The following is a 23712-nucleotide window of genomic DNA, read 5'->3' on the forward strand; positions in this document are numbered from 1 at the left end:
CCTCCCATACCGCCGGTCGCAAGAATGCTATCGACATGGCTGAATTCACCACCGGCGAAGCGGTCGCACTCGAGCTGCCGATCGCCCGGATCCCGACCAGGGCCACCGCGTTCCTCCTGGACGTGCTGGTGCAACTCATGCTGGGCAGCATGCTGATGCTCGGCCTCAGCGTGGCGCTGCTCTACTTCGGCGCCGACTCCGCGTGGTACAGCGCGGCGGCGATCACCACGATCGTCGGGACGCTGGTCGGCTATCCGGTGGTCTGCGAAACCCTCATGCGCGGCCGAACCGTCGGCAAGCTGGCGCTCGGGCTCCGGGTGGTGCGCGGTGACGGCGGGCCGATCGATTTCCGCCATGCCCTGACGCGCGGTCTGGCGGGTGTGATCGTCGACTTCTGGATGTTGGGCGCATTCGGTGCGGTCGGGGTGATCACCTCGATGTGCTCGCCGAATGCGCGCCGGGTCGGCGATGTGCTCGCGGGCACTGTTGTCGTGCACAGCCAGCGCCGGGTGCCCTTCCCGCTCCTGGCCGTCGCACCGCCGTGGCTGGTTGCCTGGTCCGGACAGTTGGACCTGTCCGGCATCACCGAGGATCTCGCACTCGCGGTACGCCAGTACCTGTCCCGCATCAACACCCTCAGCCCCGCCGCCCAAGCGAACCTCGGTCACACCCTGCTCCTCGCCGTCTGTGACCGCCTGCAGATCCCGGTACCGGCCGGGTATCCGCCCGTACAGATCCTCGGCGCGGTCATCGCTGAACGCCAACGCCGCACCCTCGCCCCGATCATCACCCCGATGGTGATGGCGGGCCCCCGGCCGATGCCGGTCGCTCGGGCAAGCTGAGTTTCGTCGATCTCCCTCGGCAACACGGTCATTCGGCCGTGAGTCGAGCTAGATGGGTCGGCCCAGGACTGCCGCACCGGGGGATGTCGACTGGCTGGCGGTCGAATAGCGAAAAAGCTTCTTTTGGTTGGTGCTGCACCCTGGCTTGTCGTCGTGCTGGTTCTGCCTGCCCTCCTGTGGCCGGGATTGGTGCCGATTGTGCTGCTCGCCAAGGTCTTATCCGCCCGAGATCGGGAGATCGCGATCCGGATTCGGATGATGCCGTCGCCTCGGATCGACATCGATGCGAAGGCGGCATCGCACCCGCCGCCGGGCGATCATGGAGTCACATAGTGCCGGACTGCTTCAGCTCCAGGTATTCGTCGGCCAAGGCTTCGGGGAGGCGCTCCGGGGAGGCCGCGACCACATCAATGCCCATGCGGCGCAAGGATTCCTGGACCAGGGCACGTTCGGCGATCAGGGATTCGGCGGCCGCCGCGGGGTAGAGGTCGGCGAGGGTGTCGCGTTTGGTGGCGGCCGCGGCGACGTCGGGATCGGTGACCGAGACGATCAGGACGCGGTGGCGTTGGGCGAGGGTCGGCAGGATCGGTAGCAGGTTCTCTTCGACGGCCGCCCCGTCCAGACCGGTGAACCAGACGACCAGGCTGCGACGGCGGGCGCGTTGGATGGCAGCGCGGACCAGGCCCGCGCTGTCGGTATCGACAAGTGCGGGGGTGACGCCCGCCATGGCGTGCATGAGTTTGAGTTGCAGGCGGCGGCCGCCCACACCGCGGACCTCGGTGCGGACCTGCCGGTCGTAGGCGAGCAGATCCACCGAATCGCCTGCGGCCGCGGCCAATCCGCCGAGCAGGAGGGCGGCCTCGATGCTCGCGTCCAGCCGGGTGCCCGTGCCGACGCGGCCCGCGCTGATGCGGCCGGTGTCGAGCACCATCAGCATGTGCCGGTTGCGTTCCGGACGCCAGGTGCGCACCAGCACATCGGTGGCGCGGGCGGTCGCGCGCCAATCGATGGCCCGCACGTCGTCACCGGCGACATACTCGCGGAAGGAATCGAATTCGGTGCCCTGACCGCGCATATTCGCGACATTGCGGCCCTCGAGATGCTGCAGCCGTTTGACTTTCGAGCGCAGCAGCCGTTCACTGCGGAATTCCGGCAGCGCCCGGACCCGCGCGGGCACGGTGTGGCGACTCTGCCATCCGGCCATACCGAGCAGGCCGAACAACCGCACCGTCACCGGTCCGGCGACCCGATCGCCGCGGTAGGTCGGTGTCAATGCGGTTTGTACTCGTATGCGGGTGTTGGGCGGCAGATCCAGTCGGTGCGTGCGGGTTTCGGCGCGAGCGCTGCCGGGCCAGTCGTCCCACAGCCGTCCGCGCACGGTCCTGGTTCCGTTGTTCACCACGCCGAGTTCCACCTCGGCGCTGCGCCCGAGCCGGATCACGGTCAACGATTCCCTGGTCAGTGTGAGGTCGCGGGCTCGCGCGACCGTGCCGAGATCGAAAAGTACCAGGGCGGCAAGCACACTCGTCATGAGGACGACACCGAGCCACGACGGCATGACGAAGCAGACGAACAGTGCGAGCACCGCCGCCGTCAGGGCGAGCCGACCGGTAACGACCACGAGCTACACCGGAACCGGAACCGAAAGCAGCAGTGACGACATGACGCCCTCGGTCGTCACACCGTCCAACTCCGCCTCGGGCCGCAGATGCAGCCGATGCCGAAGTACCGCTACCGCAACCGATTTCACATCGTCCGGCGTCACGAACCCGCGCCCGTTCAGCCAGGCGAACGCGCGCGAAGCCGCCATCAACGCGGTCGCGCCGCGGGTGGACGCACCGTGCTGGACTGCCGGGGAGTTGCGGGTGGCCCGGCAGATATCCACCGTGTAGGCGAGCACCTCCGGGCTGATGGTGACCCGGGTGATCGCCGCCCGCGCCGCGGCGATATGTGCCGGACCCGCGACCGGACGCAGACCGGCGGCGGTCAGATCGCGCGGATCGAAGCCGCCGGCATGCCGCTGCAGAATGCGGAATTCGTCGTCGCGGCCGGGTAATTGGATATCGACCTTGAACAGGAACCGGTCCAGCTGCGCCTCCGGCAGCGGATAGGTGCCCTCCTGTTCGATCGGGTTCTGGGTGGCGACGACCACAAAGGGATCCGGCAGCGGCTGCGGCTTGCCGTCCACCGAAACCTGACGCTCCTCCATCGATTCCAGCAGCGCCGATTGGGTTTTCGGTGGTGTCCGGTTGATCTCGTCGGCGAGCAGCAGATTGGTGAAGACCGGGCCGTGCCGGAAGGTGAATTCGGTGGTGTGCGGATCGTAGATCTGCGAACCGGTCACATCGCCCGGCATCAGGTCCGGGGTGAACTGGACCCTGGCGTGTTCCAGATCCAGGGCCGTTGCGAGCGCACGGACCAGCAGCGTCTTCGCCACGCCGGGCACGCCTTCCAGCAGTACATGGCCGCGGCAGAGCAGGGCGAGCACCAGGTACATGATCGCGGTGTCGTTGCCGATCACCGCCTTGCCGATCTCGGCACGCAGCGCGGCGAATGCGGCGCCCGCCTCTTCGGCGGTCGGGGTGTGGTTGGTGTCCGTGCTGGTCATCCGACCTCCGCCTCTATCCATTCGAGTTGTGTGGCAACGAGTTGCAGGGTGCTCGCATCCGGCACCGGTCCGTACAGCGCGGCGCCGACCATGGCCGGATCGGCCCTGGTACGCGCGGCGACTGTCGCGACGAGCCGGTCCGGCGTGACATCGGTGCCGACGCCGAGCATCGGGCGGATGCGGCGCAGGGTGGCGGCGCGCAGCCGGGCTGCGACATGCTCGTGGTCCTTCGACCGGAGATAGAGTGCCGCCTGGCCGCCGAGCAGCTCGTTCGCGGCCACTTCCACGGGGCGCGGTTCGCCGACCAGCGCCCCGCGACGGCGCGCCCGCCACCACACCAGCACCGCCGCGGCGATAAGGAATTGCAGGCCGCCGAAGGCGACCGGCGCGGGCAGCCTGCCGAAGATGGAGTCCTGGCCCGCGCCGAAGCCGGAGTCGTCGCGGTTGTCGTCCGGATGGTGCTCGGGCGGTTTGGGCGGCGGAATATCCGGCGGTGTCGGCTTATGCGGCGCGGGGGCGGCACACGAATTCAGCACCGCATACAGCAGCACGACCAGCGCGATGGCGGCGAGCAGCGCGGCCCAGAATTTCGGGTTGCGCAGCAGGTCCGGTAGCGGCGGAAGTTGTCTGCGGGTCTTGGTCTTCTCGGTGATCGTCGCTTCGACCGGTTCCGGTGCGGGCGGTGGGGCGCTGCGCGAGTAGCGGTCGGCGTATTCGAGGCGGCGGTATTCGTCCTCGGTAGCGCGGCGGCCGCCGTACACGACCTCGTCGAAACTGTGTGCGGCCGGGTGTAATTCGCTCGCAGCCTCGAGCGACAGCGCGGTGGTCGCGTCGTCGGCGGTTTCCCGCGCGGTCCGCGAGCGGCGGACCTCCAGCATGCCGCGCTGTTCCAGGCCGCGTAGTACCGCGCGGAACCGCTCGCGTAGCGCGGTATCGAAATCCCGGTGCAGTGCGGCGTTTTCGGCGGCGTCGCGGTGGGCGTCCGCGGGTCCGAGTCGTGGTGGTGGCGGGGGCGTGGGTTCTGTCATCGTTTATCCGCCCCGGGGACCCGGATATCGAGCCCTTCGCGGCGGCACCGGCGATCCACATACGAGACCACCCGCGTCGCCGACTCGACCACCTCACCGAAGGCGATGATCAACACCGCGGACGTCGACAACAAGACGATGACCTGCCAACGATGAGTGCCGGTGAAATCCGAGAGGTACCACGGAATGCCGAGCAGCGGCACGGCAACAAGGACGACCAGGGCACGGCAGGCGATCCACAATCCGGCTATCGACGACTGCGCTCCCTGGACGAGCAGTTTCGAGCGCGCGACCGCTCCGGCGTGCGTGGTCCGTTCGACGAAGATCACCGGCACCGCGACAAACCGTCCGGCCCGCAGATAACCGAGCCAGATCAGCGCGAACGGATACGTGATGATCAGCAGGCTGCCGATGATCAGCACGCCGATGCCGACCAGCGTGAACAGCACGTGGAAGGCCAACAGCGGACCGCCGACCGCACTCACCCGGCCCAGCGCCGTGCGCCAGCCGATCGGCGATCCGGCCACCGTCGCGAGTCCGAGGGCGACCGTCATTCCGCGCAGCAGGAACCGCAGCAACCAGGCGGCGGCCGCCGTCGAGAGGATCGCCGCCCACGCGGTGCCCGCGTCGGAGCCGTCGGTCAGATAGGAGATACCGCCGGTGATCGCGACGACCAGCAGTTCGGCGAGCAGGAGTCCGATCGCGGTCGTGCCCGCCAGCACGACGACATTCGCCTGGATCAGCGCGAACGGCTCGTCGAGCAGTTCGCGAAAGCTCAGTGGGCGGATCGGCACCGTCGTTCCAGGGGAGGTTGGCACCGGATCGTTCCCCGCCCCGACGGCACCGGCCGGCTCGGCGGCTGGTAACACGCGGCCGAGTCTAGCCGTCGGCGACCCGCCAGGCGGGGCGCAACATACGGATGGTGCGCCCGGTCAGCGCGCGAGCAGCCGTTCCACGACTTTCCGGTAGCGCGTCGGGTCGACCGGCGGGAGGCCGAGCAGCGCACGCAGATAGACACCGTCGCCGACCAAACGGATGATGTCGGCCCGCACCGGATCGTCGATGTCGTTGTCCAGGCCGTCCGACCAGCTGTCCATCATGTCCGACAGCGCTTGCTGCACCTCGTCGGTTTCCGGGCCGGAGTTGGCGTCGATGGTGCGCATGGCCGCGACCATCGAACGGTAGAGCGTCAATTCGAGCGCGTCCGAGGCATTGTTCGGATTCGGGGTCTGCAGATACCACTCGGCCACGGATGTGCCCTTGGCGACGGCGGCGCCGAGCTGTTGTTCGGCACGTTCGCGCAGTCGGCGCACCAGGCCCGCGATCAGGGCGTCCTTGCTTTTGAAGTGGTACAGCAGGCCGCCCTTGGAGATCCCGGCGGTCCCGGCGACGTTCTCCAGGGTCACCTGGGACATGCCCTTTTCCAGCAGCAGGGTCTCGAGCGCGTCCAGGATCCGGTCGCGGGTGTTCGCGGTCACTCCGGTCACTATACCGGCTGGACGGTAAGGTCGATTTACTGTACCGTCTGGACGGTAAGAAGACCGGACAATGGAAGTCGAGAAGGCGATGACCACACAGATCGAGAAGGACACCGGGTTGGTGCCGCGTGCCACGGCGCGTGATTGGGCCGGTCTGGTGGTGCTGGCATTGGCCCTGCTGCTGCTCGCCGTCGACGCGACCGTGCTCGACCTCGCAGTGCCTGCGATCAGCGCGGAGCTGGCGCCGACCACGCCGCAGCTGCTGTGGATCATCGACGTGTACTCGTTCGTGCTGGCCGGGCTGCTCGCCGTAATGGGCAATCTGGGTGACCGGATCGGGCGGCGCAGGTTACTGCTGATCGGCGCCGTCGGATTCGGTCTCGCCTCGGTCCTCGCCGCCTGGTCGGTCAATCCGGAGATGCTCATCGCCGCACGTGTGCTGCAAGGTGTCGCCGGTGCCACCCTGATGCCCGCGACGCTGGGTCTGATCCGGTCGATGTTCCTGGATCCGCGACAGCGCACCGTCGCCATTTCGGTCTGGGCCGCGATGGCCGGTGGCGGTGCGGCGGCCGGTCCGCTGCTCGGCGGCTGGCTGCTCGAGCATTACTGGTGGGGTTCGGTATTCCTGGTGAATCTGCCGGTCATGCTGGTGCTGCTCGCGGTTGGCCCGGTGCTCGTTCCGGAATCCCGCGACCCGAAGCCCGGTCGCTTCGATCTGGCGAGCGCAGTGCTGTCCATGCTGGCCATGGTGCCGGTGGTGTATGCGGTAAAGGAGTCCGCGGCGCACGGTATGAGCCTGCGCCTCTTGGCAATCGGTGCGATCGGCGTGATCGCGGGTGTGCTGTTCGTGCGCAGGCAGCGTGGTCTCGCGCATCCGATGCTCGACCTGAAGCTGTTCGCACTGCCCAGGTTCCGCATCGCGGTGCTCACCAATCTGCTCGCGGTGTTCGCGCTGGCCGGTGTGCTGTTCTCCGGTTCGCAGTATCTGCAGTTGGTGCTCGGGCATTCGCCGATGCAGGCCGGACTGCTCCTGCTGCCCGGCCTCGCGGCGAGCGTATTCGCTTCGCTGGCGGCGGCGTGGTTGGTTCGGGTGCTGCGTCCCGGACTGGTGCTCGGTGGTGCGCTGGTGCTCGCCGCGGTGGGTGCGACGCTGTTCCTGTGGCTGAGCCCGGATGCGGCGGCCAGTACGGTGCCGTTCATCCTCGGGTTCCTGTTCATCGGGGCGGGTGTCGGTGTGGCACTGACGGTTTCGTCGGATCTGGTTGTTGGTTCGGCTCCGGTCGAGCGGGCCGGTGCGGCCGCGGCGGTTTCGGAGACCGCCTACGAGAGCGGTATCGCACTCGGGGTCGCGGTCCTCGGCAGCGTGACAATGGCGGTGTTCCGGGGTGGGCTCGACCTGTCCCAGGTACCGAGCGCGCAGGTCGGTTCGGCGTCGGAATCCCTCGGTGGCGCTACCGAATTCGCTCGGCAGCTGCCGGAATCGGTGGCCGATGGATTTCTGACCTCGGTGCACGAGGCGTTCGTCTCGGGCGTTCATATGGCCGCCATTGGTACTGCCGTGGTGCTACTGATCGCCGCTGTGGTCGCCTTCCGGCTGCGGACGGCTCGTACATAACGGCATATCTCGGTGAAGATTTCGCCCCTGCTCCGTATCCGGAGTGGGGGCGAAGTCGTATTAAAGCCAACCGGTCTGTATTGACGTGTGCGAACCGGTCTGCGCGCTCGTATCGTGCTGTCTCGGAGTTACCGTGCTGACCTGCTACTTCAGCAAGTCACCGGGATATCTGTCCGGTTCGGAACAGTTGTACGGTTCCGGGCATATGCCCAGTACCGGGTAATTGGTGCGGATACGGGTGTGTTGTGCCGACCGGCTATTCGGGTTGCGGCCGTCCCGATCCGGTCGGTGTGAGGCGGCCGCGGAGAGTGACGGATTCGCCGAGCTGCCAGTGCATTGCTCCGGACGGATCGGCGGCGGCGATGGTGGACGACGAGGTCAGCAAGCGGTTGGGGTCGGTTTTGGCGAGTCTGCAGAGTGGGCGGCCTCGTTGACCGCATCGCCGATGACGGTGAATTCGTAGCGTTGGTGGGCGCCGACATTGCCCGCGACGACGCGGCCCGCGGCAACGCCGATGGCGGCGGTGAAATCGGAGGCCTTGGCGGTCGGCGGTTTCAGATGGCGCGGGCACACGACAAGGCAGTGCCCGCCGCGTCGTCGAGCGGTGCCGGCGTGCCGAACACGGCGAGTGCGGCGTTGCCCTCGAACTTGTCGAGCAGGCCGCCGCACCGTTCGACCACGATCTCGAAAAAGCCGTTCAGGATGCGACGATTTCGGTGGCGGAACGGATTCGGTGCCGTCGTACACCGTGACCGCGACTGTGGCCGGCGCTTCATGCCGCGCGAATCGGCTGGATAGTGGCGGTGACAGGTCAGTCGGAGGCGGTGACTGGTCAGTTGGCGGGTGGCAGTTCGCGCGGGCCGCGGTGGCCGGGGAGTTCGTTGCGAGTGCGGGTCGAGAGTTCGTCGTGGCGGTCGGCTTGGGGGAGGCCGTAGCCCTGGTGGGCGGCCTGGGGGAGGGCGGAGTAGTGGGGGTTCTGGGTGTAGTCCGCGTCGACGACGGTGGCTGCGACGCGTTGCGCGTGCCAGGACTCGGGGGAGGCCGGCAATTGGTAGCCGGGGTGCGGGGGCTGGGTCATGGCTGGGGCGTGCGAATCCTGGGAGTCGACGGTCACCTTGCGGGTGCGGCGCAGGGTGAAGGTGATCTCCTCGACCTCTTCGAATGCCTGGCGTGCGGTGCGCAGCGGGTGGGTGGCGGTGTCGATCGCATTGGCGACGAACGCGGGCACCAGCGGTCGGATAAAGCGGGCCGCGGTATCGGAGAACGGCACGGTGCCGATCAGCGGAAGTTCCAGGCCGCCGCTCTTGGGTGCGGCGGGTGCGGCCGAGGCGGTATGCGGCGCCACCGCGCCTGCACCGCCGGTCGGTGCGAGCGCGCCCGCATTCACGGTGGCCGGAAGATTGGGGGTCACCTCATGAGACACGGAGCTGTCCTCTCGGTCGCCAGCCGTTCCGGCTGGAAGTTCACCGCGCCCCGGGTCTGTGATGCCGATTTCCAGTCCGCCGATGGCGGCGATGATCCGGGTGCGCTGACGCTCCCGATCGATGGCGGTATCGGCCTCGACGGCCAGTCGGGCGGCGGTCAATTGTTGTTCGGTGCGCAGGTTTTCGGCCTCGGCCCGCACCTCGGCGCGTTTCACCGCGATGGCCGCGTCGGCGCTGCGTTCGGCGCGGTCCTGCACGGTGCGGAAGGCCAGGCGCCGATCGAGTGAGGTCTCCCCGCGCCACCACCGCATGATCAGCGGCAGCAGTGCGAGCAGGACGAAGGTGAGAATGGTCAGCACCCGCAGCAGGAATGCGCCCGCCGTACCGGTGGTGTAGTCGTTCATGGCCAGCCAGCGCGCGCCGAGGCCGCGATCGGCATCGGCGAAGGCGGCGGAACCGGCGGTGTCGAGGGCCTTCTGGTCCTCGGTGATCCGCGGATCCAGTCCGCCCACCCGATCCTGCGCCGCGGCCAACTGCTTGCGCGCGTCGTCGAGCATCGCGTTGGCGGTCTGCGATTCGGGGCCGCGACCAGGCACGCCGGTGATCCTGGTCTGCGGGCATTCCGGCGTCGGGTTGTATTCGCAGCGCGCGATCACCAGCGCGTGGTCGATATCGGCCTGCGCCTTGGTAATCGACTGGTCCAGTGCGGCGCGATCGGCCTTCGCACGGTCGAGTTCGGTCCGCGCGGTGACCACGGCAGGTGCGGAATCGACCGCGCGCTGCGCCTTTTCATCGAGCCGCCGATCGATGGTGCCGCCGAAGAGCACCGTCGAAGCGAGTTCCGCGACCAGTACCCCGGCCAGCACCGCGACCGCGATCCGTCCGGCGAGGCCGCGGCGATCCGGACCACCGGCGGGTCGCGCGGTCGCGAGGGCACGGGCCACCGCACCCGCCAACAGTGCGACGACCACCGCGACGAACACGATCGCGAACAGCGGCACGGCATCGGCCGTGGCAAGTGCGACCGTGCCGACGATCCCGGCCACCGCCGCGAAGAGCAGTACAACGGCGCCGCTCACGGCATAATCCGCCCGCTCATGCGGATAGTCGAGTTCGGTCCCACCCTGCTCGCGCCCGACACCTCCACCGAGCCAGGTGAGCAAGCCGGTGACTGTCATGGGATCCCACATCCTCTACATCCCAAGTCAAAGTGGCGGCCCGCTAGCGACTGCTTGCAGGTCGCTCGAAAACCCGCCGAAGCTGTCACTGATTCGTTGTCACAGCGTGACAGGCGCGACCGCGACACACCGAGCACGCAGCCGGGGATGTGGTCAGGCTCACAGAATCGGTATAGCTGCCGGACTTGTGCGCCCGCTCACCCCTAATCTGGCAGGGATGACCGCACCAGAGCGAGCCGGCGAACGAGGTGTTGCGAGTGTTTTTCCGAGGCTCGACAAGGGTTTTGGTGTGTGTGGCGGCGGTTCTGTTGATGGCCGCCCCCGATAGCCGGGCGCAAACACTCGACGACGATCCGGCCTTGGATCGCATCGTCGCTTTGGTGACCGAACGCCTGGATACCGCTGACGCCGTCGCGGCGGCCAAGTGGGCGGCGGCCGCGCAGAACGGCGGCCGGCCCTCGATCGACGATCCGGAGCGCGAAGCGCAGGTATACGACGCGATGGTGCGCCTCGGCGCCGATCGCGAACTTCCGGAAAGCTGGATCCACCAGGTGTTCTTCGGACAGATCGAAGCCAACAAGATCGTCCAGCGCGGCCTGGTCACCCGCTGGCGCTTCGATCCGGCCGCGGCGCCGAGCACGCCGCCCGATCTGGCGTCGGTGCGCCCGGTAATCGACCGGGTGAACGTGGAAATCGTCGACCAACTCGCGCTGCGTCGCGCTGCGCTCACCGGTCCGAACTGTGTCTTGCGCCTGGCACCGCCCGTTTTCGGGATGCTCGCCTCCGGTCGCGATGCGCTGCATCAGGCGGCGCTGGTCCGTGCCGCCGCCGCGCTGTGCGGTCCCTAGATGGTGTGCTGCAAGCCGCAGGTCGTCGGCACCGCGTGTCGTCCGGTGGAAATGTGTCGTAAACCACTCGAATTAGATTGCTGAAAATGTGCTGAATCCCACATAGGGCAAAAGAGTCCGGACGGTCGGATCGGGTTGTGTGCTTGTCACACCCCTGTCGGAAATCTCTCATCCAGTCCGTCGGTCAGTTAGCCACCGCGAATCGGGTTTGCCTCGAGCGAAGCAGGGGAAATCCACTTCGATGCAGGTGAGCGCCGGTTCTCGGGGTGCGAGGTGTGGCGTGGTGCGGGTCCTGGGCGCCCGTTCTCGCTGCTGGCACCCGGTGCCAAGGGGATCGATCGCACCGCGTTCGCTGCTTTACACTGGACAACGCGCACACGTGGAGGACCGATTGCAGAAGCCCAGCTAGACCCGGTTATTAGCACGACCTAAGTTGGTTGGGCCCCGGACCTGACTTATCGTTTGCTCTTACGCCGAACACAGAATGTTCGGCACTAGCGCCCGCTCGGGCTCGGAAATCCGGTGCCCAAGCGTAGCGGGCGCGCACCCGTGCGGAGGTAAGGAACACGTAAGCGTTCCGTTACCGACGAGCACCCCTACGTCATCGCAGCGGGTGGACAACTGGAGACGTGACTGCACGAAGAAGACCATCAGCGCGGCTGGTTTCGCAACGTACAGGCGCAGTCTTGACGGAGGCAATCGACGAAAGGCCCCTTTCCCATAGGCCGATTCATCGAGGCCGACTTTCTTGAAGGCAGAGGCATGACGCAACTTCCTGGCCACAGGTCCCCCGGACCCATCGGGCTCTATGACCCGGCGAACGAGCACGACGCCTGCGGTGTCGCATTCGTCGTCGACATGCACGGCCGCCGCAGCCGTGACATCGTCGACAAGGCTATTACGGCTCTGTTGAACCTGGAGCACCGCGGTGCCGCAGGTGCCGAACCCAATAGTGGTGACGGCGCCGGCATCCTGATCCAGATTCCGGACCGGTTCTTCCGTGCCGTGGTCGATTTCGAGTTGCCGCCGGAGGGCTCCTACGCCACCGGTATCGCCTTCCTGCCGCAGGCCCGCCGCGAGGCGACCAAGGCCGCCTACGGACTGGAGCGCATCGTCGAATCCGAGGGCCTCGCGGTGCTCGGTTGGCGCGAGGTGCCCACCGACGAGTCCACCCTGGGTGCGCTGGCCCGCGACGCCATGCCGACCTTCCGCCAGATTTTCATCGGCTCGCCGAAGGGTTCGGCCGAGCAGCTGTCGGGCATGGATCTGGAGCGCCGGGCCTACGTGGTGCGCAAGCGCGTCGAGCACGAACTGGGCAAGGCCGGTGCGGGCGAGGGCGCGGTCGGCAAGGAGTCGGTGTACTTCCCGAGCCTGTCCGGTCAGACCTTCGTCTACAAGGGCATGTTCACCACCCCGCAGCTGCGCGCGTTCTACCTGGACCTGCAGGACGGCCGGATGGAGTCCGCCCTCGGCATCGTGCACTCCCGGTTCTCCACCAACACCTTCCCGTCGTGGCCGCTGGCGCATCCGTTCCGCCGGGTCGCGCACAACGGTGAGATCAACACCGTCACCGGTAACGAGAACTGGATGCGCGCGCGCGAGGCGCTGCTGCGCTCGGATGTCTTCGGCATCGATGAGGCCGGCAACAACCGCCTGCAGAAGATCTTCCCCGTCTGTACGCCGGGGGCGAGCGATACCGCGCGCTTCGACGAGGTGCTGGAACTGCTGCACCTCGGCGGCCGCAGCTTGCCCCACGCGGTGCTGATGATGATTCCCGAGGCCTGGGAACGCAACGAGAACATGGACCCGCAGCGGCGGGCGTTCTACCGCTACCACTCGATGCTGATGGAGCCGTGGGACGGCCCGGCATCGGTGTGCTTCTCCGACGGCACCGTGGTCGGCGCCGTCCTCGACCGCAATGGTCTGCGTCCCAGCCGCATCTGGGTCACCGATGACGGTCTGGTCGTCATGGCCTCCGAGGTCGGTGTCCTCGATATCGATCCGGCCAAGGTGGTTCAGAAGGTCCGGCTGCAGCCGGGTCGCATGTTCCTGGTCGACACCTCACAGGGCCGCATCGTCGGCGACGAGGAGCTCAAGAGCCAGCTGGCCGCCGAGCACCCGTACCAGGAATGGCTCGACGCCGGCGTGACCAAGCTGGCCGATCTGCCCGACCGCCCGCATGTGCACATGTCACACGATCGCGTGCTGATCCGCCAGCAGATCTTCGGGTACACCAATGAAGAGCTGAACCTGCTGATCTCGCCGATGGCCAAGACCGGCGGTGAGGCGCTCGGCTCGATGGGCACCGACACTCCGATCGCGGTGCTGTCCTCGCGCCCCCGGCTGCTCTTCGACTACTTCTCCCAGCTGTTCGCGCAGGTGACCAACCCGCCACTGGACGCGATCCGCGAAGAAGTGGTGACCAGCCTGCGCCGGGCCCTCGGCCCGGAGGCCGATCTGCTGCATCCGGGACCGGAGTCCTGCCACCAGATCACCATCCCGCAGCCGATTCTGGACAACGACGAGCTGGCCAAGCTCATCCACATCAACGACGACGGCTCGCATCCGGAGCTGCGCTCGGTGGTCGTGCACGGTCTGTACCCGGTCAAGAAGGGTGGCAAGGGCCTGCGCAAGGCGCTGGAGGCCATCAACACCCAGGTCTCGGCGGCCATCGAGGGCGGTGCGCGGATCATCGTGCTGTCCGATCGCGAGTCCAATGAGAAGCTGGCGCCGATTCCGTCGCTGCTGCTGACCGCGTCGGTGCACCACCATCTGGTGCGCGAGCGGACCCGCACCATGGTCGGCGTGGTCGTCGAGGCCGGTGACGCCCGCGAGGTGCACCACATGGCCATGTTGGTCGGCTTCGGCGCGGCCGCGATCAACCCGTACATGGCCTTCGAGACCATCGAGGATCTGCTCGAGCGCGGCGGGCTCGAGCTGCCCGGAAGCACCGGCGATCTGCCCGCCGACTACCGCAAGGCGGTCGCGAACTACAACAAGGCCGCGAGCAAGGGCGTGCTGAAGGTGATGTCCAAGATGGGCATCTCCACCATCGCCTCCTACACCGGCGCGCAGCTGTTCCAGGTGATCGGCCTGTCGCAGGAACTGGTGGACGAGTACTTCACCGGCCTGCGTTCGCATCTGGACGGCATCGGCCTCGACGAGATCGCCGCCGATGTGGCAGCCCGGCACACCGTGGCGTTCCTGGAGAACCGCAACGAGCGCGCGCACCGCGAGCTCGAGGTGGGCGGTGAATATCAGTGGCGGCGTGAGGGTGAGTACCACCTGTTCAACCCGGACACCGTCTTCAAGCTGCAGCACGCCACCCGCAGCGGTCAGTACTCGATCTTCAAGGAGTACACCAAGCTGGTCGACGATCAGTCCGAGCGGCTGGCCTCGCTGCGCGGTCTGTTCAAGTTCAAGACCGGTGAGCGCAAGCCGATTTCGATCGACGAGGTCGAACCGGCCAGCGCCATCGTCAAGCGGTTCTCCACCGGCGCGATGAGCTACGGCTCCATTTCCTCCGAGGCGCACGAGACCCTCGCGATCGCGATGAACCGCCTCGGTGGTCGCTCGAATTCCGGTGAGGGCGGCGAACATCCGGCCCGCTTCGAGGTCGAGGAGAACGGTGACTGGCGGCGTTCGGCGATCAAGCAGGTCGCCTCGGGTCGTTTCGGTGTCACCGCGCACTACCTGACCAACTGCACCGATATCCAGATCAAGATGGCCCAGGGCGCCAAGCCCGGTGAGGGCGGTCAGCTGCCCGCGCACAAGGTGTACCCGTGGGTCGCCGAGGTGCGGCATTCGACGCCGGGCGTCGGCCTGATCTCGCCGCCGCCGCACCACGACATCTACTCGATCGAGGATCTGGCGCAGCTGATCCACGACCTGAAGAACGCGAACCCGCAGGCGCGGATTCACGTGAAACTTGTTGCGGAGCCCGGCGTCGGCACGGTTGCGGCCGGTGTGTCGAAGGCGCACGCGGACGTGGTGCTGATCTCGGGCCACGACGGTGGTACCGGCGCCTCGCCGCTGACCTCGCTCAAGCATGCGGGCGGTCCCTGGGAGCTCGGCCTGGCCGAAACCCAGCAGACGTTGCTGCTCAACGGACTTCGCGACCGCATCGTCGTGCAGGTCGACGGTCAGATGAAGACCGGCCGCGACGTGATGATCGCCGCACTGCTCGGCGCCGAGGAATTCGGTTTCGCCACCGCGCCTCTGGTCGTCTCGGGCTGCATCATGATGCGGGTCTGCCACCTCGACACCTGCCCCGTCGGTGTCGCGACGCAGAACCCGGTGCTGCGCGAACGCTTCACCGGCAAGCCGGAATTCGTCGAGAACTTCATGCTGTTCATCGCCGAAGAGGTCCGGGAACTGCTGGCGGAGTTGGGCTTCCGCACCCTGGACGAGGCCATCGGCCGGGTCGATATGCTCGACACCTCCCAGGCCAAGGCGCACTGGAAGGCCAGCAAGCTGGATCTGTCGCCGATCCTCGACGATGTCGAGACGGCATTCATGCGCCAGGACCGGTACTGCACCAAGGCCCAGGACCACGGCCTGGACCGGGCGCTGGACGTGCAGCTGATCGCGCAGAGCGCCGATGCGCTCGAGCGCGGCCAGGCGGTGAAGTTCGAAACCAAGATCACGAACGTGAACCGCACCGTCGGCACCATGCTCGGCCACGAGGTGACCAAGCTCTACGGTGGCGCGGGCCTGCCCGACGACACCATCGACATCACCTTCACCGGTTCCGCGGGCAACAGCTTCGGCGCGTTCGTGCCCGCGGGCATCACGCTGCGGGTGCAGGGTGATGCGAACGACTATGTGGGCAAGGGTCTTTCCGGCGGCCACCTGATCGTGCGTCCGTCGCTGAACGCACCGGCCGACTTCGTCGCGGAGCAGAACATCATCGCGGGCAACGTGATCCTGTTCGGCGCCACCAACGGTCAGGCCTTCATCAACGGTGTCGTCGGCGAGCGGTTCGCCGTACGCAACTCGGGTGCCACCGCGGTGGTCGAGGGCGTCGGTGACCACGGCTGCGAGTACATGACCGGTGGCCGGGTGGTCATCCTCGGTGAGACCGGCCGCAACTTCGGCGCCGGCATGTCCGGCGGTGTCGCCTTCGTCTACGACCCGAACGGCACCTTCGAGGCAAAGCTCAACCCCGAGCAGGCCGACGCGGTCGAGCAGCTCGCCGGTGACGACTTCACCTGGCTGCGCGACATCGTCACCCAGCACCGCGATCAGACGGGTTCGGCTGTCGCCGAACGCATTCTGAGTGACTGGTCCCAGCAGGTGAACCACTTCGTGAAGGTTATGCCGCGCGAATACAAGAAGGTTTTGCTCGCGATTTCCGAGGCCGAGAAGAACGGCACGGATGTCGACGAGGCGATTATGGAGGCGGCACGTGGCTGACCCGCAAGGATTTCTGAAGCACACCAAACGGGAACTGCCGACGCGTCGCCCGGTTCCGCTGCGCCTGATGGACTGGAAAGAGGTCTACGAGGAGGGTTTCTCGCACCAGACCCTGCAGACCCAGGCCAGCCGGTGTATGGACTGCGGTATTCCGTTCTGCCACAACGGCTGTCCGCTGGGCAACCTCATCCCGGAGTGGAACGACCTGGTTCACAAGGGCCAGTGGCGTGAGGGCATCGACCGGCTGCACGCGACCAACAACTTCCCGGAGTTCACCGGGCGGCTGTGCCCGGCGCCGTGCGAGGCGTCCTGTGTCCTCGGCATCAACCAGGATCCGGTGACGATCAAGCAGGTCGAGGTCGAGCTCATCGAGAACGCCTTCGACGAGGGCTGGGTGAGCCCGGTCTACCCGACCCGTCTCACCGGCAAGAGGGTCGCCGTGGTCGGTTCCGGTCCCGCCGGTCTGGCCGCCGCACAGCAGCTGACCAGGGCCGGTCACACCGTGACTGTCTTCGAGCGCGCCGACCGCATCGGTGGCCTGCTGCGCTACGGCATTCCGGAATTCAAGATGGAGAAGCGCTTCATCGACCGCCGGCTCGCGCAGATGGAGGCCGAGGGCACCATCTTCAAGACCGGGGTGAACGTCGGCGTCGACATCACCGCCGCGCAGCTGCGCGAGCGGTTCGACGCGATCGTGCTGGCCGGTGGCGCCACCCTGGCGCGTGATCTGCCGATCCCGGGCCGGGATCTGGACGGCATTCACCAGGCGATGGAATTCCTGCCGTGGGCCAACCGGGTGCAGCACGGCGACGATGTCACCGACGAGAACGGCCTGCCGCCGATCCACGCGAAGGACAAGAAGGTCGTCATCATCGGTGGCGGTGACACCGGCGCGGACTGCCTGGGCACCTCGCACCGTCAGGGCGCGGCCAGCATCCACCAGTTCGAGATCATGCCGCGGCCGCCGGAGGAGCGCGCCTCCTCCACTCCGTGGCCGACCTACCCGCTCATGTACCGGGTCTCCTCGGCGCACGAGGAGGGCGGCGAACGCGTGTTCTCGGTGAACACCGAGCGTTTCGTCGGCGCGGACGGCAAGGTCAGCGCGCTGGAGGCGCACGAGGTCAAGATGGTCAACGGCCGCTTCGAGAAGGTCGAGGGCACCGACTTCACCCTCGAGGCCGATCTGGTGCTGCTCGCCATGGGCTTCACCGGACCCGAGAAGCCGGGCCTGCTCGAAGGTCTCGGCGTCGGCTACGACCAGCGCGGCAATGTCCAGCGCGATAAGAACTGGTCGACCAATATCCCCGGCGTCTTCGTCGCCGGTGATATGGGCCGCGGCCAGTCGCTGATCGTCTGGGCCATCGCCGAGGGCCGCGCCGCCGCGTCTGCGGTCGACAAGTTCCTCGAGGGCGAGACCGCGCTGCCCGCGCCGATCCCGCCGACGGCAGTCGCGCAACGCTAGACCTCTCTTACCGGAGCGGAAAGGGCGCCTGTGGATCTCGATCCACAGGCGCCCTTATTTTGTTTGCCCTGCGTACGTGTGCGATCTCGGCGAGACACGCGGAAGGTCGCTGAGCGGAGCCGTTTTCGGTGTGTGTGCTGACGGGAATCGGACACCGTAACGAGTTCGAATGGCGCAGCTCGAGGCGTTGCCTTATTGTGATCTGCGGCGTGGTGTGTGATCTTGGGATGTGGGTTGCGACGTGTGTGTCATACCGGTGGGTGAACCGATATGCACCGGACCGACATTCGCCGAGGTCAGCACGGTTGGCAAAAGACTGTCGGAGCTAGCTCTCGCAAGGGGCGATGTTTTGAACTGGAGCGGTATGCGGTTGAAGAAGGTGGCCGCCGCACTCGGTGCGTGCGCGGCTGTAGCATCCGGCGTAGTCCTTGGTAGCGGTTCGGTAACGGCCGATCCGGGCTGCCCGAGCCTCTATGTGGTTGCGATTCCCGGTACTTGGGAGACCGGAAAGGACAAGACGCCGCAGCCCGGCATGCTGTCCGGCGTAACCAATGGCCTGGGCAGGTCGGTGGACGTCGATTATGTGACGTATGCCGCGACCGCCTTCCCGTGGGAAGGCGATGTCTACGGCGCGTCCAAGAAGGAAGCGACCGATCGCGCCCGTGGCCTGGCCACCGCGATGGCGCAGAGCTGTGGCGGCACCAAGATCGCGATCGTCGGCTACAGCCAGGGTGCGGATGCGGCCGGTGACCTCGCCGCCGAAATCGGCACCGGCCTGAGCCCGATTCCGGCGGACCGGATCGCGGGTGTCGGCCTGATCTCCGATCCGCGCCGTTCGCCCACCGACATCCAGGTCGGACCGGTCGCGCCGGGCGCGGGCGCCGGTGGCGCTCGGGTCGGCGGCTTCGGCTGGCTCAGCGATCGCACTCGCACCATCTGCGCGCTCGACGATCTCTACTGCGCCACCGCCACCGACGATTTCGTGACCCGGTTCGCCGGCTTCCTCGCGCAGACCTCCGAGGCGAATCCGGCCAACCTCTGGCGCTACCAGCTCGAGGCGGGCGCCATCATGAACGATCTGATGAACTTCGGCGGCATCCCGACGCTGCAGTCGCAGCTCACCGAATCCGCCAACCAGCAGCGGGCGAAGGATCTGGAGCGGTTCTACAACTCGCACGCGCATACGCTCTACGGCAGCTACCCGGTGGGCGGCGGGCAGACCGCCATCTCCTGGATGCACAACTGGATCGCGGGCATGGCCTGATTCCGAGGTCGTCCCACGTAAAAGCGCAGGCCACCCCGTCCGAATGGAGGGGGTGGCCTGCGCTTTTACGACTGGTCAGCCAGCCGAGCCGGTCGGCGGCAGGAACGGTGCCTGCGGCAGCAGGTTCGGTGGCTGTCCCGGGCCATTGTGCCAATCCCCCCCGGGGCCATTGTGCCAATCACCGGGGCCGCGATCGCCATGGTCGCCGCGCTGTCCGTCCCAGTCACCATGGTGGTGGCGGTCGATTTCGGTGCCTTGCAACGGAATCTGGTCCGATACCGTCTGGGCCGTCGGCACGGACGAATCGGCCGTAGCCGCGGATGCGGTGACCGCGAGCGCGCTGAGCGGGACCGCGGCCAGCGCGGCTGCGATCGCCACACGAGCGAAGCCGCGCTTGACGGACGTCGATGTCTTGGGGAGCAAAACGGATTCCTTTCCTCGGACGGTGAGTCGCTGGTGCGGCGGCTCACGGGTCCAATACAAGGCTCCGTCACTGGGATTGAGGTGCGATCATTCTGGCAGTCGACTGTGAATGACCGAGTCTGGGAACAACCATCAAGGTTGCTGTGAAATATTGCGCGGCAACAGATCCCACACGTGGCCGTTCTCATTGATGGTCGCCGCGGTGCGGCGGCCGCTGCGGGAGAACAGGATCCGGGTGATCGAGCAGTAGTCGATCGGGAAGGTCAGTGGCCGGGCCAGGCCGAGCACCTCCTGCAGTAATACATTGATCACCCCGCCGTGCGCGAAGACGAGCACCGTATCGGCCGGATCGGTGTGCGCGGCGATCGAGGTGATGGCATCGCGCACCCGGGTGCCGAAGGCTGCCGCGTCGATTTGTTCGGGCAGATGCCCGGACTTGATCCGGTCGTAGACGGCCGCGAATTCGACCTTGGCATCCTCGATCGGAATGTAGGAGGGCAGGTCGCGATCGTATTCGGCCAGATCGTCGATCACATCCACCGCAAGCCCGAGCTTCGCAGCGGTCGGCTCGGCCGTCTCCCGCGCCCGTAGCTGCGGACTGCTCACGATCCGGCTGATCCGATGCTGACTCAATGCCGCAGGCACCCGTTCGGCCTGCTCTAGGCCGACCGGCGCCAATCCGGGATCGGCTGGTCCACCGGAGGCTTGCACCCGCAACGGCTGAGCATGACGAACGAATATCAACTGCACCCCGCCCACTCTGCCGTACGATGGCCGTTCATTCGCACTAGGGGGAGTAAGCGACGCATGGGTGCCATACTCGAAGCCATGACCGTCGAACCGTTTCCGCAGTGGCTGCGCCCGCCGCCGGGTGGGTTCGTCGCCGAAGATCTGGATCGCCTGCCCGACCTGCCCCCGCATACCGAGTTGATCGACGGGAGTCTTGTCTTCGTGAGCCCGCAGGCGAAGTTTCACATGCAGGTCATCAACTTGCTCGCTTTCACTCTGCACCCCTTGGCTCCCGCACATCTGCGGATTCGTCGGGAGATGACAGTGACGCTGGGGCGTGACCAGCGACCAGAACCTGACATCATCGCAGTACATGCCGACCGTGACGGTGGTCCGGAGCTGACGACCTACCAGGCCGATGATGTCGTACTCGCCGTCGAGGTTGTGTCGGCGGAATCTCGCACTCGTGATCGCGAACGCAAGCCCCAGCTGTATGCCCGGGCGGGCATCACCCACTACTGGCGTGTCGAGAATGTCGACGGGCGTCCGGTGGTCTATGTCTACGAACTCGATCCCGCCACAAAGGCATACGCGCTCACGGGGATCCATCACGAGCGCCTGCGTTTGAGTGTTCCGTTCGAGATCGACATCGATCTGGCCGAAATCGATCGGATGTAGATTCGCCGCCGCTTACTTCGGGGGATTCGCGGTGCACTCCGGGGGCGGCTCGAAGAAGCTGACGAATTGTTCGACGGCAGCAGGCGGCCCACTGATCTCGGTCTCGCCCGATGCCAAGCTGTCTGCCAGCGGTCGCCCGTGGATGGCGACGGCGATGAAGGCCGCGACGGTGGTGTGAATGGCGGTGGCGCCGGTGCCGGAGGCGCCGCGGCTGATGGCGATGGCGCCGTCGGACACCACGGCGTGGAATTCGTCGGTGCCGGAATCGGATCCGGTGAAGTACAGGTCGTAGTCGGCGTGCACACCCGCTGCCCGCTCGGGCCGGAAGAAGGTGCGCAGGGTGACCACCAGCGAATCGGTCGACATATCGGAGCAGCTGTAGCTGTTGGGGGTGCGGGCGCCCCAGCGATTCAGCGCGACGATCACGTCATCGAGTTCGCGACCCCAATCGGTGAGGTCGTAGACCGCGGCGCCGACCGGCGGCGGCAGTTTGCGCTTGTGCGCGACGCCGATCTGGACGAGTTCCTCGAGCCGCTGCGAGAGCACATTGGGACTGATGCCGGGCAGTCCGGCGCGCAGATCGGTGAAGCGCTTGGGGCCCAGGAGTAGTTCGCGCACCACGAGCAGGGTCCAGCGCTCGCCGACGAGGTCGAGCGCGCGGGCGGCACCGCAGGCGTCGTGGTAGCTGCGCTTGGCGCGCTGCTCCGGGGCAACAGTCATGAGCTACAGCATATCAGTCGATTCTTCAACTGAATTAATTAGTTGTCTTTTAGGACTAACCATTGCTAGCGTGCCACAGTAACGATCTTCGGGTGGAAGGCGTCTGTGGTGACGGAAGCAAAAGAACGACATAGACAGGTGGGGGACGCCCCGGCCGGTTCGGACGGCAAACGCTGGCTCGCCCTCTATGTGTTGTGCGGCGGCATGCTGATGATCGTGCTCGATGCGACGATCGTGAATGTCGCGCTCGCGGATATCCAGACCGACCTGGGCTTCACCGCATCGGGTCTGGCCTGGGTGGTGAACGGATATCTGATCTCCTTCGGCGGCCTGCTCATGCTGGCCGGCCGACTCGGTGACCTCATCGGTCGCCGCACCATGTTCCTGTCCGGTCTGGTGGTCTTCACCCTGGCCTCGGCGCTGTGTGGTGCGGCCGTCAATGAGGTGACCCTCATCGCGGCCCGCTTCCTGCAGGGCATCGGCGGCGCCATGACCTCGGCGGTCATCCTCGGCATGATCTTCGCGATGTTCCCGGATCCGCGCGAGCAGGCCAAGGCGATCGGTCGCTACGCCTTCGTCGCGTCGGCCGGTGGTGCGATCGGCCTGCTGCTCGGCGGTTTCCTGACCGCCCTGGACTGGCGGCTGATCTTCCTGGTCAACCTGCCGATCGGCATTGCGGTCGGCCTCGGCGCGCTGAAGATTCTGGACAAGGACAAGGGCGCCGGACTGAAGAACGGCGCGGATGTGCCCGGCGCCGTGCTGATCACGGCGGCGCTGATGCTCGGCGTCTACACGATCGTCAAGCCGGCGGCGGAATACGGCTGGACCGATCCGGCCACGCTCGGGCTCGGCGCGGCCGCGCTGGTGCTGCTCGGCGGATTCATCGCGCGGGAGGCAACGGCGGCCACCCCGCTGATGCCGCTGAAGATCTTCCGCTCGCGGAATCTGTCCGGCGCCAATGTGATCCAGGTGCTGACGGTGGCGGGCATGTTCGGCATGTTCTTCATGGGCTCGCTGTACCTGAAGCAGGTGCTCGGTTATTCGCCGATCCAGCTCGGCACGGCCTTCTTCCCGGTCGCGGCGATCATGGGTCTGCTGTCGGTGCGCTACTCCGAACATCTGGTGATGCGCTTCGGCGCCCGCAAGGTGCTGATTCCCGGTCTGCTGCTGATCCTCGTCGCGCTGCTCTGGCTGACCCAGGCGCCGGTGGACGGCAACTACTGGATCGACATCTTCGGTCCGATGGTGCTGTTCGGTACCGGTGCGGGTCTGGCCTTCCCGTCGCTGATGAATCTGGCGATGTCGGGAGTCGAGCCGCAGGAGGCCGGTCTGGCCTCCGGTCTGGCCAACACCACCATGCAGGTCGGTGGCGCGCTCGGTCTGGCGGTGCTGGCCACACTGTCGGCGAGCAAGACCGAACATCTGCTGAAGGACGGTGTCGCGGCAAATGTTGCGCTCACCAACGGGTTCCACCTGGCGTTCTGGATCGGCGTCGCATTGGTGGTCGCCGCGCTGGTCGCGGCGGTGGTGGTGCTGAAGTCGGTGCCGGCGCAGCCGCACGACGAACTCGATGGCGAACTGTTGCTCGAGGCCGAGGTGGCCTCCGAACGCACCGCCATCTAGTCCGAAATACCGAAACGGCCCGGTTCGCGATGCGAGCCGGGCCGTTTTCGAGGATTTACTGCTGCTTCTTGCGCTGGGTCAGCAGGTAGATGCCGCCGACGATCAGGGCGACGACGACCAGGCAGCAGATGCCGCCGATGATCAGGCCGCTGCTGCTCTTCTTCTTTTTCTTGGCCGCGAATTCCATTGCCGACGTGACGGTGTCGGAGTTGGTCCAAGTGTCCGCGCTCGCCCACACCTGCGGGTCCAGCAGAGCGGTATTGGTCAGCAGGTCAAGATACATAAGCATCCCCAGTGTCGAAGGTACCGGCCTCCTCCCGGGGCCGAATCATCAAGGCTACCGGGCGATTACCGGATAGGGAACTTCCCCGGGGTGC

At 66.6% G+C, this 23712-nt stretch carries 20 protein-coding genes; 8 read left to right on the top strand and 12 right to left on the bottom strand.

What is annotated here, in order from left to right; genetic code table 11:
• Positions 1–35 precede the first annotated feature (35 nt).
• Positions 36–842, top strand: a complete 807-nt coding sequence (locus ACIBW7_RS02080) for an RDD family protein (RefSeq protein WP_397043173.1) — start codon at positions 36–38, stop codon at positions 840–842.
• Positions 843–1167: 325 nt separating this feature from the next.
• Here ACIBW7_RS02080 and ACIBW7_RS02085 read toward each other — a convergent pair whose 3' ends face one another.
• The 5 genes from ACIBW7_RS02085 to ACIBW7_RS02105 all read right to left on the bottom strand — a co-directional run bounded on the left by ACIBW7_RS02085 (position 1168) and on the right by ACIBW7_RS02105 (position 5956).
• Positions 1168–2463, bottom strand: coding sequence for a DUF58 domain-containing protein (locus tag ACIBW7_RS02085; RefSeq protein ID WP_397043175.1), 1296 nt, complete (start codon positions 2461–2463; stop codon positions 1168–1170).
• Between the two features lie 3 nt (positions 2464–2466).
• Positions 2467–3450, bottom strand: coding sequence for a MoxR family ATPase (locus tag ACIBW7_RS02090; RefSeq protein ID WP_040685688.1), 984 nt, complete (start codon positions 3448–3450; stop codon positions 2467–2469).
• The gene (locus tag ACIBW7_RS02095; protein ID WP_397043177.1) at positions 3447–4478 is read right to left on the bottom strand and encodes a DUF4129 domain-containing protein; all 1032 of its coding nucleotides are present in this window, start codon (positions 4476–4478) and stop codon (positions 3447–3449) included. Before ACIBW7_RS02095 ends, ACIBW7_RS02090 begins: the two co-directional genes overlap by 4 nt.
• The gene (locus ACIBW7_RS02100; RefSeq protein ID WP_397043179.1) at positions 4475–5296 is read right to left on the bottom strand and encodes a hypothetical protein; all 822 of its coding nucleotides are present in this window, start codon (positions 5294–5296) and stop codon (positions 4475–4477) included. The genes ACIBW7_RS02095 and ACIBW7_RS02100 overlap by 4 nt, the downstream gene beginning before the upstream one ends.
• A gap of 114 nt (positions 5297–5410) precedes the next feature.
• Positions 5411–5956 (bottom strand): TetR/AcrR family transcriptional regulator, encoded by a 546-nt coding sequence (locus tag ACIBW7_RS02105; protein WP_397043181.1) that lies wholly within the window; start codon positions 5954–5956, stop codon positions 5411–5413.
• Positions 5957–6026: 70 nt separating this feature from the next.
• On the opposite strand from ACIBW7_RS02105, the gene ACIBW7_RS02110 reads away from it, so the two are divergent.
• Positions 6027–7571, top strand: coding sequence for an MFS transporter (locus ACIBW7_RS02110; protein WP_397043183.1), 1545 nt, complete (start codon positions 6027–6029; stop codon positions 7569–7571).
• A 378-nt stretch (positions 7572–7949) separates the two neighbouring features.
• Here ACIBW7_RS02110 and ACIBW7_RS02115 read toward each other — a convergent pair whose 3' ends face one another.
• Genes ACIBW7_RS02115 through ACIBW7_RS02125 form a run of 3 tightly spaced genes read right to left on the bottom strand, consistent with a single transcriptional unit; the run spans position 7950 to position 10173 of the window.
• Entirely contained in the window at positions 7950–8144 is a 195-nt protein-coding gene (locus ACIBW7_RS02115) for a hypothetical protein (RefSeq protein WP_397043186.1), read from the bottom strand.
• The gene (locus ACIBW7_RS02120; protein ID WP_397043188.1) at positions 8126–8347 is read right to left on the bottom strand and encodes a hypothetical protein; all 222 of its coding nucleotides are present in this window, start codon (positions 8345–8347) and stop codon (positions 8126–8128) included. Before ACIBW7_RS02120 ends, ACIBW7_RS02115 begins: the two co-directional genes overlap by 19 nt.
• Before the next feature lie 56 nt (positions 8348–8403).
• Positions 8404–10173, bottom strand: a complete 1770-nt coding sequence (locus ACIBW7_RS02125) for a DUF4407 domain-containing protein (protein WP_397043190.1) — start codon at positions 10171–10173, stop codon at positions 8404–8406.
• A gap of 311 nt (positions 10174–10484) precedes the next feature.
• Between ACIBW7_RS02125 and aroQ the strand changes: the two genes are divergently transcribed.
• From aroQ to ACIBW7_RS02145, 4 genes are all read left to right on the top strand, one after another.
• Positions 10485–11021: a gamma subclass chorismate mutase AroQ gene (gene aroQ, locus ACIBW7_RS02130; RefSeq protein ID WP_397043192.1), complete on the top strand. Its 537-nt coding sequence runs from the start codon at positions 10485–10487 to the stop codon at positions 11019–11021.
• 762 nt (positions 11022–11783) lie between these two features.
• A complete protein-coding gene (gltB, locus tag ACIBW7_RS02135) occupies positions 11784–16436 on the top strand; it encodes a glutamate synthase large subunit (RefSeq protein WP_397043194.1) in 4653 nt (1550 codons plus the stop codon).
• Positions 16429–17898, top strand: coding sequence for a glutamate synthase subunit beta (locus tag ACIBW7_RS02140; protein ID WP_397043196.1), 1470 nt, complete (start codon positions 16429–16431; stop codon positions 17896–17898). The genes gltB and ACIBW7_RS02140 overlap by 8 nt, the downstream gene beginning before the upstream one ends.
• 364 nt (positions 17899–18262) lie before the next feature.
• Positions 18263–19162, top strand: coding sequence for a cutinase family protein (locus ACIBW7_RS02145; protein ID WP_397043198.1), 900 nt, complete (start codon positions 18263–18265; stop codon positions 19160–19162).
• Between the two features lie 75 nt (positions 19163–19237).
• Here the strand turns inward: ACIBW7_RS02145 and ACIBW7_RS02150 are convergent, their stop codons facing one another.
• Both ACIBW7_RS02150 and ACIBW7_RS02155 read right to left on the bottom strand, forming a co-directional pair.
• Entirely contained in the window at positions 19238–19585 is a 348-nt protein-coding gene (locus tag ACIBW7_RS02150; protein ID WP_397043200.1) for a hypothetical protein, read from the bottom strand.
• Between the two features lie 132 nt (positions 19586–19717).
• Positions 19718–20335, bottom strand: coding sequence for a histidine phosphatase family protein (locus ACIBW7_RS02155; RefSeq protein ID WP_397043202.1), 618 nt, complete (start codon positions 20333–20335; stop codon positions 19718–19720).
• 78 nt (positions 20336–20413) lie between these two features.
• Here ACIBW7_RS02155 and ACIBW7_RS02160 point away from each other — a divergent pair, with 78 nt between their 5' ends.
• Positions 20414–20992 (top strand): Uma2 family endonuclease, encoded by a 579-nt coding sequence (locus tag ACIBW7_RS02160; protein ID WP_397043204.1) that lies wholly within the window; start codon positions 20414–20416, stop codon positions 20990–20992.
• Between the two features lie 12 nt (positions 20993–21004).
• On the opposite strand, the gene ACIBW7_RS02165 is transcribed toward ACIBW7_RS02160, so the two are convergent.
• Positions 21005–21712 carry a winged helix-turn-helix transcriptional regulator gene (locus ACIBW7_RS02165; protein ID WP_397043206.1) on the bottom strand — a complete coding sequence of 236 codons (708 nt, stop codon included), beginning with the start codon at positions 21710–21712 and terminating at the stop codon, positions 21005–21007.
• Positions 21713–21820: 108 nt separating this feature from the next.
• Here ACIBW7_RS02165 and ACIBW7_RS02170 point away from each other — a divergent pair, with 108 nt between their 5' ends.
• Entirely contained in the window at positions 21821–23335 is a 1515-nt protein-coding gene (locus ACIBW7_RS02170) for an MFS transporter (RefSeq protein WP_397043208.1), read from the top strand.
• Positions 23336–23390: 55 nt separating this feature from the next.
• Here the strand turns inward: ACIBW7_RS02170 and ACIBW7_RS02175 are convergent, their stop codons facing one another.
• Complete coding sequence (locus ACIBW7_RS02175) at positions 23391–23618, bottom strand: hypothetical protein (protein WP_397043209.1); 228 nt, start codon at positions 23616–23618, stop codon at positions 23391–23393.
• Between the last annotated feature and the right edge of the window lie 94 nt (positions 23619–23712).

Origin of the sequence: Nocardia sp. NPDC049526 (genome assembly GCF_044465765.1) — a bacterium.
Taxonomy (GTDB): domain Bacteria; phylum Actinomycetota; class Actinomycetes; order Mycobacteriales; family Mycobacteriaceae; genus Nocardia.

Excerpts from the sequence above, each read along its gene's own strand:
- ACIBW7_RS02165 (WP_397043206.1), bottom strand. The coding sequence starts at position 21,712 with ATGACTGTTGCCCCGGAGCAGCGCGCCAAGCGCAGCTACCACGACGCC.
- ACIBW7_RS02145 (WP_397043198.1), top strand. The coding sequence starts at position 18,263 with ATGCGGTTGAAGAAGGTGGCCGCCGCACTCGGTGCGTGCGCGGCTGTA.
- ACIBW7_RS02090 (WP_040685688.1), bottom strand. The coding sequence starts at position 3,450 with ATGACCAGCACGGACACCAACCACACCCCGACCGCCGAAGAGGCGGGC.
- ACIBW7_RS02095 (WP_397043177.1), bottom strand. The coding sequence starts at position 4,478 with ATGACAGAACCCACGCCCCCGCCACCACCACGACTCGGACCCGCGGAC.
- ACIBW7_RS02125 (WP_397043190.1), bottom strand. The coding sequence starts at position 10,173 with ATGACAGTCACCGGCTTGCTCACCTGGCTCGGTGGAGGTGTCGGGCGC.
- ACIBW7_RS02120 (WP_397043188.1), bottom strand. The coding sequence starts at position 8,347 with ATGAAGCGCCGGCCACAGTCGCGGTCACGGTGTACGACGGCACCGAAT.
- ACIBW7_RS02110 (WP_397043183.1), top strand. The coding sequence starts at position 6,027 with ATGGAAGTCGAGAAGGCGATGACCACACAGATCGAGAAGGACACCGGG.
- aroQ (WP_397043192.1), top strand. The coding sequence starts at position 10,485 with ATGGCCGCCCCCGATAGCCGGGCGCAAACACTCGACGACGATCCGGCC.
- ACIBW7_RS02160 (WP_397043204.1), top strand. The coding sequence starts at position 20,414 with ATGACCGTCGAACCGTTTCCGCAGTGGCTGCGCCCGCCGCCGGGTGGG.
- ACIBW7_RS02080 (WP_397043173.1), top strand. The coding sequence starts at position 36 with ATGGCTGAATTCACCACCGGCGAAGCGGTCGCACTCGAGCTGCCGATC.
- gltB (WP_397043194.1), top strand. The coding sequence starts at position 11,784 with ATGACGCAACTTCCTGGCCACAGGTCCCCCGGACCCATCGGGCTCTAT.
- ACIBW7_RS02175 (WP_397043209.1), bottom strand. The coding sequence starts at position 23,618 with ATGTATCTTGACCTGCTGACCAATACCGCTCTGCTGGACCCGCAGGTG.